This window comes from Pantoea sp. alder81, assembly GCF_020179835.1.
In the GTDB taxonomy this organism is placed as follows: domain Bacteria; phylum Pseudomonadota; class Gammaproteobacteria; order Enterobacterales; family Enterobacteriaceae; genus Pantoea.
In genome coordinates this window covers 257,204-271,885 of the sequence record NZ_JAIUDA010000004.1, presented here as the reverse complement: position 1 = coordinate 271,885, position 14,682 = coordinate 257,204, and the positions used below count along the sequence as shown (strand labels likewise).

The window sequence follows — 14,682 nt, the reverse complement described above, 5'->3', positions numbered from 1 at the left end:
CTTCAGGTCCAAAGCAACAAATAGTGATATTTAATTGTTATAAATCAATAATATAAAATATTTTTTAAACACAAAAACCCGGACGCGCATCGCGAGACCGGGTGAGGGGTAAACAGTAGGAAGTTAGTCTGCAGAGACCGGCACTAATACGCCTTTAACTAACGGATCATCCGTCGTTTTCAGCCACTGCTGGACGCGAGGATCGGAAAACGCCTGCTTTAGTTTCACAATGTTCTCCTGCTCCAGATAGGGCGTACCAATCACCAGTTGCGAGGCAAAAGTACGCGGTGCCGGAGGGAACAGAATGCCCTTATCACGCGTGACTTTTCCGGCATCAAATTGCGAAACATAACCAATCGCCGCATCCACCGAATTCAACGCACGTGGCATGGTCAGCAAATCGAGTTCTTTAAAGACGAAGCCATGCGGATTACCGACAATGTTTTTTAATTTGGCGGTACGCGGTTCAACGTTAGGATCGAGCGTGATCAACCCCTGACGCGCCAGCAGCCACAAGGCTTGTCCCTGGTTCGCGCCGTCATCCGGCACCACAATGGTGGCCCCCTGCGGCAGGTCGGCTATGGATTTATAGCGATCGGAGTAGACGCCAAATGCCCACTGGAACAGCGGTAAGGCGGAGGTGAGCTGGAAACCGTTGGCATCCACCACCTGCTTTAACCACCACTGGTGCTGATAGACGGTTGCCGCATATTGCCCTTGTGCCACGGCGCGATCCGCCTGCACCGGATCCTGTACGCCCACCGCTTCCAGCTTCAGGCCATAATCGGGCGCGACGTGCTCACCCACATACTCAATCAATTTCTGTTCTCCCGCCATCGCCGGTTCAAAGTGAACCTGCAGCGTGGTGCCAAAGACGACCGCCTGCGGCTGCTGACTGCGCCAGAACCAGGCGGCAGCGGCCAACGCAATGACCACTATAATCAGCAGTAGCCAAGGCCAGCGCCGCGTTTTACGTAACTCAAATTCTTGTGTTGTCATCGTGATATCCCCTGAGGATGGCGAAGAACCGCGACTAAACGGTCGCCGATAAATTGAATGGTTTGTATCAAAGCGATCAGCACCACGATGGTGGCGATCATGATGTGGTTGTCGAAGCGCTGGTAGCCGTACACCACGGCTAAATAGCCGATACCGCCCGCGCCGATGGTGCCTGCGATGGCGGAGTACTCGATCATGGAAATCAGGTTGAGGGTGATGGCGGCAACAACAGCGGGTAAGGCTTCACTGAGCTGCGCCGAACGGATGATCTGCCAGCGCGAACCACCGCACACCAAACCCACCGCGGTCACTTCACCTGGCAGTTCTCGCAGCGCGTTATCCACCAGACGGCCAAAGAATGGTATCCCCGCTGCAATCATCGGGACTACCGCCGCAGGAATGCCGATGGTGGTGCCGGTCAGCCAGAAGGTGAACGGGATGATTGCGGACATCAACACCAGAAACGGCAACGAGCGCCCCATATTCACAATCCAACTCAGCACCCGGTGCACGCCGCGATGAGGAAACAGTCCTCGTGCTGAGGTGTTAAACAACACCACGCCAACGATACCGCCGAAGCTCACCACGAACAGCATCACGATGCCGACCATCAGCGCGGTCTCACCTATCGCAGGTAACATCAATGCCGGAATCTCCAGCCACGGCGTGTCCTGACTTATCACGGAAACGCTCATACCGCCTCCCGCAGCTGATGTACACTGCCCGAGACGCTGGCAACCAGTCCAAACTGTTCGAGTTGCGCCAGCAATCGCGCCAGTGGCACACGCTCTTGCTGGAAGTGAATGCCCACCTGCAAGCGACCCGCCTGGATACCGTTGACCAGCTCAACGTGCGCACCGAGCAGATCGATGCGCAGATTGAATTGCACGCTCAAACGCGAGATCCAGTCGCTGATGACCGGTACATCTGTGCGATAACTCAGTTGCAGAATCAATTCCGCCACGCCAGGTTGCGCCACCAGTGGGAACAAACGTTGCCCCAGTGACGAATCGGGCTGTGCCAGTAAATGCTTCACCACGCCATACTGCACAATCTGCCCATCGCGAATTTCGGCTACGGCATCCGCCGCCTGACGCACGGCATCCATCTCGTGGGTGATCAGCACAATCGCCAGCTTATAGTCGTCACGCAGTTTCTTTAGCAAATCCAGCACAGCCACCGTGGCTTCAGGATCGAGGCCAGAAGTCGCTTCGTCGGCTAACAGCACGGTAGGGTGCAACGCCAGCGCACGCGCGATGCCAATACGTTGACGCTGTCCCCCCGAAAGCTGGTCGGGATAGGCTTTGGCTTTATGGCTCAGTCCAACACTCTCCAGCAACTCACCGACACGCGCAGAAATATCCCGCTCGACCACACCGAGGTAACGCAAAGGCAGCGCGATGTTTTCCCAGGCGCTTTTTCGCTGCAGTAAGGCTGAGGATTGAAAAACGGTACCAATCGAACGGCGCGCGCGACGCAGTGCTTCGCCATTCAACCGCGAGAGATCGCTGCCATTGACGCGAATGCTGCCCGCACTGGGCTGCTCCAGTAGACTGATGCACTTCGCCAGCGTGGATTTTCCCGCGCCGCTGGGCCCAACAACGGCGGTGATATTGGCCTGCGGTACCTGCAAGTTGATGGCTTTCAGCACCTCGGTGACGCGCCCGTCAGCGGTGCGGTAATGCTTGCTCAGTTGGTCAATTTCGATCATATGACCTCCTGCTGCGCCGCGCTTTTCACTCGATAGCCCACGCCTGGATGCGGTGCGGTCAACTGTGGCCCGGCGTTAAACAACTTCTCGCGCAGCGTCCCTTCCGCATACTCCTTTTTGTAAACGCCGCGCTTTTGCAGTTCAGGGATCAGCAGTTCAACCACGTCTTCAAAGGTTTCATGCGTTAATGCGTAGGCGAGGTTGAAACCATCAACGTCAGTGTCTTCCACCCAGCTTTGCAGTTCGTCGGCCACGGTTGCTGCACTGCCGACAATCAGCGGGCCAAAACCACCAATACCCACCCAATCCGCCAGCGCTTTCACCGTCCACTGACGATTGGGATCGGCGGTGGAGAAGGTTTCGACGGCTGATTGGATGGCGTTGGTGTGCAGGTACTTCAGCACCTGATCTGGCTGATATTGACCGAAGTCGATACCCGTCCAGCCAGATACCAGCGCCAGTGCACCCTCGTAGCTGACATAGCTTTGGTATTCTTTCCACTTCGCCTGCGCGACGGCATCGGTCTCCCCGACAATTACCGTTTGCAGATTGAAGATCAGGATGCTGCGTGGATCGCGCCCTGCTTCTTCTGCTCGGCGACGAATATCCGCTACGGTTTTCTTCAGCAGCACTTTCGACGGCGCGGCAACAAACACGCATTCCGCGTGCTCAGCGGCAAACTGTTTGCCACGACTCGATGCACCCGCCTGATACAACACCGGCGTGCGCTGTGGTGACGGCTCACACAGGTGAATGCCCGGTACGTTGAAGAAGGTGCCCTGATGATTGATGGGGTGAATTTTGCGGGGATCGCTGAAGATACGCCGTTCACGATCGCGTAATACAGCATCCTGTTCCCAACTGCCTTCTAAAAGCTTGTACACCACCTGCAAATATTCATCAGCGTAGTCGTAGCGGCTGTCGTGATCGCTCTGCGCATGATGGCCAATATTGCGCGCCCCGCTCTCCAGATACGAAGTCACAATATTCCAGCCGATGCGCCCTTTTGTGAGGTGGTCGAGCGTCGATAAACGGCGCGCGAAGGGATAAGGATGTTCAAACGACAGCGATGCGGTGAGGCCAAAACCCAGATGCTCCGTCACCAGCGCCATTGGGGTGATTAACGCCAGCGGGTCGTTGACCGGCACCTGCGTCGCCTGCCGAATCGCGGCATCACCGTTCCCGTCAAGCACATCGTAAATACCCAGCACATCGGCGATAAACAAGCCGTCAAATTTGCCACGCTCCAGCAGGCGCGCTAAATCGACCCAGTACTCCAGATCTTTGTATTGCCAGGAGCGGTCGCGCGGATGCGCCCACAAACCCGGTGACTGGTGTCCGACACAGTTCATATCAAAAGCATTCAGGCGAATTTCACGTTGCGATGGCATAGCAATCTCCATAGCGAGGCCGTGATCGTGCGACGACCCGGCGTTCGTTAGTGTGTTTTTAGGATGTTTGAGAGATTAAGAAGCGTAAGGGGGACATCGCTCGTCTTGAGCGATATTAAGTTCCTTGAGAATTTGCTGAGCAACGGCAGCAGCGTGATCGGCTACCTGTGGTAACCCCATCAACTCACCGAAACGTGCGCGTGCAGCGGGGCCCACCACTAACAGGCGAGCATTGGGCAGGCCTTGCTGATTAAGTGCGTGTGACTGCAGGTCCACATCGAGACCAAAGCCAAGCTGGTCACCTCGGACCAGGCCTTGTTCACTCAGCGAACGCAACAACGGCTGACTTTGAGTCAGCGCATCATGCCCGGGTCCCGTGGTGACGATCAGATGATCAAGCAGGCGCGTTTCCGTTTCACCCTGGCGAGTGCGCAGCGTGATTGCCAGCTGATGGCCCTGTACAGTGATGGCGTCCAGTCTGGCTGCCAGCACCTGCAAACTACCCTGCTGCTGTCGTCTGATGATTTCTGCAGACACCTGCGGCGCGATGCGATAACGATGTACATCCCACCATGAACGCAGATGGCGCACAAAGCGCTGCTGCTCGCGCAACGGCAACGATTGCCAGATGGTTTGGCCCTGTGCGCGTACATCGTCCAGCACGCGCTGCCAGGGTAATTGCTGCCGTGCCGCACGGGCAACCTCATCCCTGATGTGATGCAGCCACAGACGCACGCCAGGGACGCTCTGAGGCGCTAACGTCCATTCAGGCCACTCACCCTGCAGATTAGCGCGTGAGAGCTGCCCACGGCGCGAGAAGGCGGTTAATGGGCCTCGATGGTGGCGGGTGCCTAATGAGGCAACCACATCCGCCATGCTCAGGCCGGTTCCAATAATAGCTACAGCTGCGTCAGGATCTATCACATCCAGCACGCCGGCTTGCCATGGATTGGCAATGAGCGCTGGGTGATGGGCAAAGGGTTGCAGCGAATGAGGCAATGATGGCGGCGGGTGACTAATCGCTAACGCCAGCACATCGCCCTGTAGCGTCTCACCATTGCTGAGCAATAGCTGCTGCCCTTCCCACGCTATGGCACTGGCCTGAACGTGTCGTAGCTCAATCTGCGGATGCCGTTCTGCCGCGAGGGCAAACTGCTTTGCCAGATAGCGACCAAACATACCGCGCTGCGGATAGACTGAGCCGTCTTCGCAATGGGCTGCTGAATCCAGTGAACACTCCGGCTGCTGACGATACCAGCGGTCAAAGGCGCCCTGCTCATCACCGCTGAGTTGCATGCGTGAAGCCGGAACATTGATGCGATGCGCCGGTTCTTGCGTGGAGTAGGCCACACCACCGCCCAGTTGCTCACGCGGTTCGACCACTGTAATCAGTAATGGAGAGGACGATTGGCGTGCGAGATGAATCGCCAGTGCAGTTCCGCTAAACCCGCCACCCGTGATGATGATATGTGGTCGTGCCATCGTCTTCTCCTGCATTAGCTGGCGCTCACCTGCTTTGAAGGGCGCTTATCACCACCAATGGTTTCACCGAATGGCCCGGTGTTGATAGTGCGCGAACGCTGCTGCTGACCATTTGCCAGCGGTAACAGCGGCAGCAGCAATTCTGCCACACGATGCGCTTCTTCCAGATGTGGATATCCCGACAGGATGAAGTTGGTCACACCTAATGCCTGATATTCACGAATACGTTCTGCGACCTGCTCAGGACTGCCCACTAATGCCGTTCCTGCTCCACCGCGCACCAGACCGACGCCTGCCCATAAGTTTGGCGAGATATAGAGATTATCGCGGGAACCTTTGTGCAGCGCGCTCATACGCGCCTGGCCTGCTGAATCCATACGCGCAAAGATCTTCTGCGCCTGCGCGATGGTGTCTTCATCCAGATGACCAATTAGTTTCTCCGCCGCCGCTTTCGCTTCCTGTTCCGTTTCACGCACGATGACATGCAGGCGGATGCCGTATTCCAGTTTGCGTCCGCGCGCAGCTGCACGTTCCTGGACCACCGCCAGCTTCTCTGCGACCTGCTCAGGGGGCTCACCCCAGGTCAGATAGGTATCGATTTGCTCAGCGGCAACATCAATGGCTGCATCAGACGAACCGCCAAAGTAGAGCGGTGGGCCATTTTCCTGAACGGGCGGGAACAACACCTCAGCGCCTTCAACGTGAATATGCTGCCCTTCATAGTCAACCTTCTCTCCGCGCATTAAACGGCTGTAGACATCAAGAAACTCTTTGGTGACTTCATAGCGCTCACTGTGATTGAGAAAGATGCCATCGCCTTTATTCTCAACCGGGTCACCGCCAGTCACCACGTTAATCAGCAAACGTCCTTCAGAGAGGCGATCCAGGGTTGTGGCCATGCGCGCAGCCAGTGTCGGTGGTTGAAGTCCAGGGCGAACGGCGACCAGATAGCGCAGGCGCTTGGTGATGGGTGCCAGTGCAGACGCGACCAGCCACGAATCCTCGCAGCTTTTACCCGTGGGAATCAGCACGCCGTAGAAACCGAGATTGTCGGCAGCTAATGCCACCTGCTGTAAGTAAGCCAAATCAACCGGGCGCCCACCTTCCGTGGTGCCCAGATAGCGTCCATCACCGTGCGTCGGGAGAAACCAGAAGACATTAATATTCTTGTTTGCGGATTCGGCCATTATGCTTTTCCTATATAACTTTATTAAAAAATGGTCATTTCGGACTGCTTATTTAGTTATATGGCTATTAGCGAAAAGCGTGCCAGCTTTGGCTCTGGTGATTATTGCGGTATTTCAGCAGGTTAAGGACTTAAGCCGTAATCGGGTAGTTGCATCGGCAACTTACCGCCTACAGCTATTGCTGCATATGCAACTGCTTATGCTTTTTTCCTGCTGTTAACACTGAATAGCAAAGTTTAGCGTGTACTGATACTCCTTAATGGACATCAAACTATGCTGACCAACTATAGCAATTACACCGACTCACCGCGTTTAGTCGACCCGGCTTCTCTCGCTTTTCAATCACTCCTCGATAAATTCGCTCCCACGGATGCCACTGTATTAATTGTCGGCGAGACCGGCACGGGTAAGGAAGTGGTGGCACGCTATCTGCATCATCATAGCCAACGCCGACATGGCCCCTTCCTCGCCGTTAACTGCGGCGCTTTGACGGAAAGTCTTGCTGAGGCCGAACTCTTTGGTCATGAGAAAGGGGCATTTACCGGCGCGACCCAATCTCATCCCGGTTGGTTTGAATCCGCGCAGGGCGGCACGTTGCTGCTGGATGAGATTGGGGAACTGAGTCTCTCATTACAGGTTAAATTGCTGCGCGTGTTGCAGGAACGCGAGATTACGCGTGTGGGTTCGCGCAAGCCGATCAAAGTCGATGTGCGTGTCATCGCTGCCACCCACGTAGATTTAGCACAGGCGATCCGCGAACGACGATTCAGAGAAGACCTTTACTATCGTCTCAACATTGCGGTAGTGCCGCTGCCGCCATTGCGTCAGCGTCGTGATGATATCCCGCTACTGGCGCAGTATTTCCTTTCACTCTATGCACGTCGCTTAGGTCGACCGGCACGCCGCTTATCTCCTGATGCCTTGGAAGCACTGCTTGAGTACAGCTGGCCGGGTAATATTCGTGAGCTGGAAAATACGCTACATAATGCAGTGCTCCTCAGCCGGGAAGAGACGCTGACGTCAACCCAGCTGCGACTGGCGGGACACAGTGAACAGGGTTTCAACAGTGCGGAGGAATCAACGCTTGATAGCTTCCTGCGTCAACAACTCTCCACCAAGCCCAATCAGCTGTTTGATCGCGTGATTGCCAGTCTGATTAATAACGCGCTGGAATTCACCGATCAAAATCAGACGCAGGCCGCGACGTTACTTGGCATCAGCCGCCACACACTGCGTACTCATCTTGCTCATCAGGGAATGATAAAAGGACGGCGTAAGACGGCGAGTCACATTGCAACTGCCTCTTCTCTTGAGCCTAATCAGGAACGAGAGTTGCGTATTGGTTATCAGAAATTCGGTAATCTTGGCGTGTTAAAAGCACGGCAAAGTCTTGAGCAGTGCTTTGCACAGCAGGGCGTCAGCGTGTTGTGGAGCGAATTTCCTGCCGGGCCTCAATTGCTTTATGCATTGCAGAATAATGAGATTGATTTTGGTACCACCGGCGAGGTCCCGCCTATTTTTGCCCAGGCGAATGGCAATGCCGTAACTTACATCGCCTGGGAACCACCAGCGCCAAGCAGCGTGGGGATTGTTGTTCCGGTCGATAGCGATATTCGTAGCATTGCCGATTTACGCGGTAAACGCATTTCGGTCAATAAAGGTTCTAATGTTCACTGGTTACTGCTGCAAGTGTTGGAAGAAGCGGGTATCGCCCTTGATGAACTGAAAGTGGTGTATGCGCCGCCGAAATATCCGCTGACCGCGAGTGATAATCTCGCTGTTGATGCCTGGATGATGTGGGACCCTTTGCTCAGTGCGGCAGAGAGCAATTCTGAATTGCGTGTGCTTGCCAATGGTGAGGGACGTGTCCGCAACCACCAATTCTATCTGGCCCGTCGCAATTATGTAGAAAAACATCATGACGTGGTCCAGCAGCTGGTAGATAGCTTGCAGCAGACTGGCATTTTTATTGATAGTCATCGCCATGAAGCGGCTGGTCTGCTCGCGCAGGAATTAGGTCTTGATATATTGGCTGTCGAGAGGGCATTGACCCGACGCAGTCATAAAACGCGTTCAATGGCGTTTGAGGTGATCAAAGAGCAGCAGATTATCGCCGATCGCTTTTATGCCTTGGGTCTGATAAACAAACCTGTTCGCGTTCGGGACGCTGTCTGGCAATCTTTCAATGCCTTGTCGCTAACGGCCTGACTTCGCCAATAAAGTTATCCACCTTTTCTGTGGATAAATCATTGTATATCATCTGGCTAAACCGGGTTAGTTTCATTAATGAAGAGCTGAAATTCGCTGAAATACTGGCGATTTCAGCCTGAAATTAAATCATAAAACACTTTAAATTCAATAAATTAATCGTGAAATTGTGTTGGCGAACTTAGCGAATTTCAGAACATCCGCAGTTTAAAATCCTCCTTTAAATAACCTTTGTCGATTTCCTATCCAGCTGGTCAATTTGCCTCCATCACTGATTCACAAAACTAAGTCGCATGAGATTTTAGCAAAGGGACACGATGAAATAATTGGCGATTTCAGCCTGAAATTTCCACGCAGGTTAGATATTTTTCATACAGTTAGCGATGAAATAGCACTGGCGAAAAGCTGAAATTCAGGCAAAAAAAACCGCCCGAAGGCGGCATTTCGCTATTGATTGAGATATTTGTTGAGTGTCTCATTTATCACTCTATCTAACTCATCCTGAAGCTCTTTAGACTGACGATTAAATTCGTAGCTGAACATGCGACCTCGCGTTTTCTTGCGGGCATAGCGATCTTTATCTGCAAACGACCAGAGAGGTGTGGCGACAGCTTTATCCTTAGCTGGCGACTGGATCAGCGTCTGGCTGCCATTGCGTACCAGACGCAAAATACCATTTTTCACTTCATCTTCAGCCAGGCCATCTCGTGCGCAGACTGTGTCTACATCCATGCCGATGGTGTCAATTAACGCTTCAACCGACTGACCAATCTCCTGCAGCTTTTCATAAGCCTGCAGCAGCGTTTTGTAGTCCGGGTAAGTTAACTCGGAATGATTGGGGAACAAAGTCACCAGCTCCAGTGGCACGCTCGCAGCCTGTAATGCACGCGTGACTTTCGCCTGCGAAAGACCTTCGCTCTGTGCAATTTCTTTCTGTGACAGGCCACTGTCCTTCAATGACAGTAAACGCATTCCTACTTCACGCAGATTATGTTCGCGCGCGGTTTGGATGTCCTGTGCCAGACGACGAGCTTCATCGGCTGTGATGGCGACCTCAGTGACAAGCACATCCAGCCCGGTTTTGCAGTGGAGAGCCGCCGCGCGACGTCGGGAGCCATCCAGGATTTCGATACGGTCGCCCTGTTTCACACCAATAGCAGGGAAGAACTGCTGTAATTTGATAGTGCGAATGATGTCGCGCAGCGATTCTGGCGTCAGGCCTGACTGATCGCGGCCATTGGTTTCCATGACGACATAGGTTTTTTCTTCGATTTCCTTCGCCGTAATGTGCTCAAGCGTGAACAGGGCACGCTTACCGGTTGAGAGGATGAAGGTTTGAGAATGTCCGTCGGAAGCATCCTCTGTCTGCAAAGGTGTCTGGCTGAAGGTACGGCCAATCGTGATTCGTTTTGCGCTCATAGTAACCTCAGTTCAGGCGAATAAATTCAATGCGATCAAACACGGCTTTAGCGAAATCTTCCGCTGCCGAACGCGCATTCTTCAAGGCTTCGGTGCTGCCCACATATGTCGATGGATTCGCAGAGATCACCGTATCAAATGACTCTCCGCAACGTTCAAAGCCGTCCAGACGCGGTAACGCAGCATCCAGCATGTCGCCGCCAAAGATCTCTTTCGCCAGGCTGTGACAGAGCTTGTGGTCCGCTTTATTCGATAGCTTCGACATAAAGCCGATGTTGCCTTGCAAGCGGCAGGATGCGCCCGATTCCTCAATAATGCCAATCAGTTCCGGGAGGCGCGTCAGATACTTCAACGTTGAATGGAAATCAACTTGAGCGGGAGGAACCGGCGTCATCAATAAATCAGACGCTGCGATAGCATTCTTCAGGAAGGCATCCAGATGTGGGCCACTGTCGATGAAGATGAAGTCATAATCTTTCTTCAATTTTGCTACGACGTTGTCATACAGAACCGCATGCACGTTCTGCGTAGGCAGATGCTCAGCACACAGTTCTTCCCAGCGTGAAGCAATGAAGGCGTCATCAATCGAAGCCGGCAGAACGTCTACGCCGGGAATAATTGATGGCACGATGAATTCGTTCAGCAGTTCTTCACGGCCCACGTTTTGCAGCATCGCTTGAGCCGCTGTGGCTTCCACCAGTCCTACCGAACGCTCATGATTGAGGAACATGGTGGCAGAGGATTGCGGGTCGAGGTCGATGACTAAAACACGCAGATCTTCAAACAGCAGATGCGGATGCGCACGTAACGCATGGGCCAGTGAGACCGTCGATACGGTTTTTGATACGCCGCCTTTGAGATTACCCACAAAAAGCGTGAACGCATCTCCATGACGATCGCGATACTTTGGAACACCACGGTGATGATAGATATCAATGATGTTCTGAATCGACATCGCATACTTAGTCGAGCTGCCCGCAGCACGTTTATCAAATGGATAGCCGTTCTCTTCCATTTCATTCACGGCGTAATCAACGCTCGCACGCGTCAATTTAGGGAGTTTGGCTAACGCCGCTTTAGCGTAAACCTGATAAAAAGTGTTTTCTTTCAACTCTTCTTTCTGCGCCTGAATCTGTTCCGTCAGGCTCATCAGCATCTTTTCTGAACGTTGTGCGACTTTCAGAACTTGCTTCTCATCGTTAGCCATACTTGCTCCACACATGTAGGATTTATGACTTTATACCGAAATCCTGCACATGAGGCAAATCTATCTCATCTAATGCGAAACTCTTAGGTTTATGAAAAGACCTTGAGTAAGAGGGTGTTAGTGCAAACGTTCACTGTAATCAGCGATGTTGTTTTAACCAGAGCATAATAAAAGGTGAAAGTGTGACCAAAGCCGCATTCGCTGATTTGATCCAACATTCACTGTAATCAGTATTTGGAGTGTCCGTTGCACGAGATTAAAGGGCAGGGTATTGCGACTGAAATCACGCTCTGCGTTCACTGCAGTCAGCTAAACATTCACTGTAATCAGCAAACGTTCACTGCAATCGGCATAAGGTTCACTGTAATCAGCAAGCATCGGCGTAACGTTCACTGTAATCAGCATGACTTGTTTCTTACGCTGCGCTTTGAATGCCCTGGGTAGCCCATGGCGGAATCAGTAGTGGGCGATTCAGTTTGGTTCGCGACGGCTGAGTTCCAATATGAGCATTCACTGTAATCAGTAGACTGCGCTTGGGTAGCCTCGCTTTTTACCAAGTGTTCACTGTAATCAGTAAACGACACCTCGTATGGCTCACAAGCATTCACTGTAATCAGCAGTTTGTCTAAGTCGCAATCAACCGTTCACTGTAATCAGTAAGCCAAATCGTTCGCTAAGCGCAGCGTTCACTATAGTCAGTAATTTCGTTCTGAATGGAATCACCATTATCGGTGAGAGGGGAGCGGGTAATAGACAGAACGTTCACTGTAATCAGTGAATGAGTCAGGAGTCAGGAGTCAGGAGTCAGGAGTCAGGAGTCAGGAGTCAGGAATGAAAAAACGGTCTGGAATGGCGATCAACATTCACTGTAATCAGTAACCCATGTTGAGTAGCCAGTTGCGGTTAATGGCTCCCGAGTGATGGTTGCGTGTTCATGGATGAGAGAGGATGAAAATCATTGAGGACTCATGGCTACTTACTCATGAGTTAAAGCTGATAAGTGGTTAGTGGTGACTCATGGTGAATAGAAGATAGCTGGTGCAATGACTGGCGAGTCCTGGAGGGTTAATGATGCTCAGTGGAAGAGTTGTGAAGACAGTTGAAGGGTTAATCATGCTCAATGGGTGAGGGTTGAAGAGCCATGTTCGATGAGGAATGAGTGGGGGAACGCCTCGGGAAGTATGGTCGGTTTGAGCTTTAAGACGAGAGATGAGAGATGAGAGATGAGAGATGAGAGATGAGAGATGAGTATTTTAGCCGCCTCAATTACAGGCTCAACGCGAAAAACAATGTCTGCCTGTGAGCTCAAACGTTCACTGTAATCAGCAAACCACTTATGACCGTCTTCCTGATACTACCGAATCCACAGCCAAAACATTCACTGTATTCAGTAACAGCTCATCGGCAGTCAGACCATTAACGTTCACTGTAATCAGTAGAATGATCCTCGGCGGCCATAGAGGTCGGGGGAGAGATGTGCATCGGAAGAGGGGAGGGCAGTTGAGCATTCACTGTAATCAGTGACAGCGTGACGCACAGGATCACCTCCTTAAATCCATCATCAATCTCATTGGCATAACGTTCACTGCAATCTGCAATGAGGGCGAAAATTCACTGTAATCAGTGAAGGTGAGCAACCCTGTCACTTTTACTGTTTACTTGTACAGCGATTAAACTGATTACAGTGAATGAATGACACATTCCATAATATTAACGATAAAATTCATCAAGTTAACCTAATTCATTCACTGTAATCAGTTGCCCCTTCACAACCAACATTCACTGTAATCAGCATAAGCTTCCCGCATTCCCAATGTTCACTGTAATCAGCAATCGATACCAATTGTGGGAGATGCCCGAGATAAATACCCACCTGGTAAGTACTCACTATCAATTATTAGCCCAATGAATCGTCTATTATAAGAGCGATATAAGTGAAAGTGAGATTAGCGAGTCGCTGGATACTGTTTACAGTGAACGTTACTGATTACAGTGAATGTGTGAAGGTATGCTGATTACAGTGAACAGAGTGAAAGAGGTGAGTGTCACTTTTGGCGATAAAGTGACACTCTCTCAGGAAGGGCGCTGATTACAGTGAACGCGAAAAATCAGTCTTCAAACTCGATTTCATCGAGGGAATCAATGCTCTCAAGGTTGCTGATACCATCAAGCTTCGGCGTCCTGCTGTGAATAATAAAGAACACAGAACGTCCACGCTTCACTTCAGAATAGTCGAGGTAGCCAATCTCTTTGAGCTGCTCCATCGCGCGTCGGACCACGTGGTTTTGTGTGGTGGTCTTAGACCCTAAGTTTAAGCGCATACGCAGACGCGCTAACGATATAGGCGCGGGATTGGTTGGCAAGCTTTCAAGATAGGTATACAGCGCCTGAGCCGATTCCTTACGTTTGAGGCGTGAGATGGCACGCAGCTGAAGTAAGACTTTGTGGTCAAAGTTATACAGCTCAAACAGCTTAGGATCGGCCTGGATACGCACCAGATCCTTTTCGCGATCGTAATACGCCGACTGCACAAGGTGGGTATGATACGCTTTGCCATTACCTTCAAAGGACAACGTGTTGGTTGCGATGCGTCGTAAAGAGGCATCCAAACGCTTACGTAAGGCCGCTGATGAATTTGCCGAAGGGATCCCGCACATTTTCACGAAATCAATAAACGGCAGCGTCACCGTGTCGCCCTTTGAGGGATAACGCGAGAAAGACTGGATAATGCCAGCCCAGGTTTTGAAATCATTATCCATATCCAGCCTTGCGCCAGTAATGGTAATCTTTTCATAGCCTTCAGATTTAACCAATGAAAGGTTCTTGAGCTCTTTTGTGGCGTCCGTTGAAGCCATCGCGCCCGATTTCCCACGCGCAGTAGACTTTAGTGTCGGAACGAACAGACCCAGGCGCATCAAGGCGACCGGTTGTACGGTGTTATTTTTATTGGGATGAAGCTGAATAACCTCACCACTATTTTTTGTCACCGACAGAAAAGGTTCTAGTAACGCTTTGTTTTCACTCTCTTTATCTGCCATAGCCTGAGATCTTCATTCTGTGGATGAAAAGGATCGATTT

At 51.9% G+C, this 14,682-nt stretch carries 10 protein-coding genes; 1 reads left to right on the top strand and 9 read right to left on the bottom strand.

Annotated features, from left to right (window positions below):
• Positions 1-123: 123 nt before the first annotated feature.
• From LBW88_RS13585 to ssuD, 6 genes are all read right to left on the bottom strand, one after another.
• Complete coding sequence (locus LBW88_RS13585; protein ID WP_224932800.1) at positions 124-999, bottom strand: MetQ/NlpA family ABC transporter substrate-binding protein; 876 nt, start codon at positions 997-999, stop codon at positions 124-126.
• Positions 996-1,694 (bottom strand): methionine ABC transporter permease, encoded by a 699-nt coding sequence (locus tag LBW88_RS13580; RefSeq protein ID WP_224932799.1) that lies wholly within the window; start codon positions 1,692-1,694, stop codon positions 996-998. The genes LBW88_RS13585 and LBW88_RS13580 overlap by 4 nt, the downstream gene beginning before the upstream one ends.
• Positions 1,691-2,710: a methionine ABC transporter ATP-binding protein gene (locus LBW88_RS13575; RefSeq protein ID WP_224932798.1), complete on the bottom strand. Its 1,020-nt coding sequence runs from the start codon at positions 2,708-2,710 to the stop codon at positions 1,691-1,693. Before LBW88_RS13575 ends, LBW88_RS13580 begins: the two co-directional genes overlap by 4 nt.
• Positions 2,707-4,101: an LLM class flavin-dependent oxidoreductase gene (locus LBW88_RS13570; RefSeq protein ID WP_224932797.1), complete on the bottom strand. Its 1,395-nt coding sequence runs from the start codon at positions 4,099-4,101 to the stop codon at positions 2,707-2,709. Before LBW88_RS13570 ends, LBW88_RS13575 begins: the two co-directional genes overlap by 4 nt.
• 75 nt (positions 4,102-4,176) lie before the next feature.
• Positions 4,177-5,583 carry an FAD/NAD(P)-binding protein gene (locus tag LBW88_RS13565; RefSeq protein ID WP_224932796.1) on the bottom strand — a complete coding sequence of 469 codons (1,407 nt, stop codon included), beginning with the start codon at positions 5,581-5,583 and terminating at the stop codon, positions 4,177-4,179.
• Positions 5,584-5,597: 14 nt separating this feature from the next.
• On the bottom strand, positions 5,598-6,770 hold the full coding sequence (gene ssuD, locus LBW88_RS13560; protein ID WP_224932795.1) for an FMNH2-dependent alkanesulfonate monooxygenase: 1,173 nt from the start codon (positions 6,768-6,770) through the stop codon (positions 5,598-5,600).
• A gap of 276 nt (positions 6,771-7,046) precedes the next feature.
• Between ssuD and LBW88_RS13555 the strand changes: the two genes are divergently transcribed.
• A complete protein-coding gene (locus tag LBW88_RS13555; RefSeq protein WP_414004086.1) occupies positions 7,047-8,978 on the top strand; it encodes an aliphatic sulfonate ABC transporter substrate-binding protein in 1,932 nt (643 codons plus the stop codon).
• Between the two features lie 447 nt (positions 8,979-9,425).
• Here the strand turns inward: LBW88_RS13555 and LBW88_RS13550 are convergent, their stop codons facing one another.
• From LBW88_RS13550 to LBW88_RS13540, 3 genes are all read right to left on the bottom strand, one after another.
• Positions 9,426-10,397, bottom strand: a complete 972-nt coding sequence (locus tag LBW88_RS13550; protein ID WP_224932793.1) for a ParB family protein — start codon at positions 10,395-10,397, stop codon at positions 9,426-9,428.
• A gap of 7 nt (positions 10,398-10,404) precedes the next feature.
• Positions 10,405-11,604 carry an AAA family ATPase gene (locus tag LBW88_RS13545; protein WP_224932792.1) on the bottom strand — a complete coding sequence of 400 codons (1,200 nt, stop codon included), beginning with the start codon at positions 11,602-11,604 and terminating at the stop codon, positions 10,405-10,407.
• Positions 11,605-13,712: 2,108 nt separating this feature from the next.
• Complete coding sequence (locus LBW88_RS13540; RefSeq protein ID WP_224932791.1) at positions 13,713-14,642, bottom strand: RepB family plasmid replication initiator protein; 930 nt, start codon at positions 14,640-14,642, stop codon at positions 13,713-13,715.
• Positions 14,643-14,682: the final 40 nt, after the last annotated feature.

Coding starts and splice junctions, on each gene's coding strand:
- LBW88_RS13575 (WP_224932798.1), bottom strand. CDS start 2,710: ATGATCGAAATTGACCAACTGAGCAAGCATTACCGCACCGCTGACGGG.
- LBW88_RS13580 (WP_224932799.1), bottom strand. CDS start 1,694: ATGAGCGTTTCCGTGATAAGTCAGGACACGCCGTGGCTGGAGATTCCG.
- LBW88_RS13545 (WP_224932792.1), bottom strand. CDS start 11,604: ATGGCTAACGATGAGAAGCAAGTTCTGAAAGTCGCACAACGTTCAGAA.
- LBW88_RS13550 (WP_224932793.1), bottom strand. CDS start 10,397: ATGAGCGCAAAACGAATCACGATTGGCCGTACCTTCAGCCAGACACCT.
- LBW88_RS13565 (WP_224932796.1), bottom strand. CDS start 5,583: ATGGCACGACCACATATCATCATCACGGGTGGCGGGTTTAGCGGAACT.
- LBW88_RS13540 (WP_224932791.1), bottom strand. CDS start 14,642: ATGGCAGATAAAGAGAGTGAAAACAAAGCGTTACTAGAACCTTTTCTG.
- LBW88_RS13570 (WP_224932797.1), bottom strand. CDS start 4,101: ATGCCATCGCAACGTGAAATTCGCCTGAATGCTTTTGATATGAACTGT.
- ssuD (WP_224932795.1), bottom strand. CDS start 6,770: ATGGCCGAATCCGCAAACAAGAATATTAATGTCTTCTGGTTTCTCCCG.
- LBW88_RS13585 (WP_224932800.1), bottom strand. CDS start 999: ATGACAACACAAGAATTTGAGTTACGTAAAACGCGGCGCTGGCCTTGG.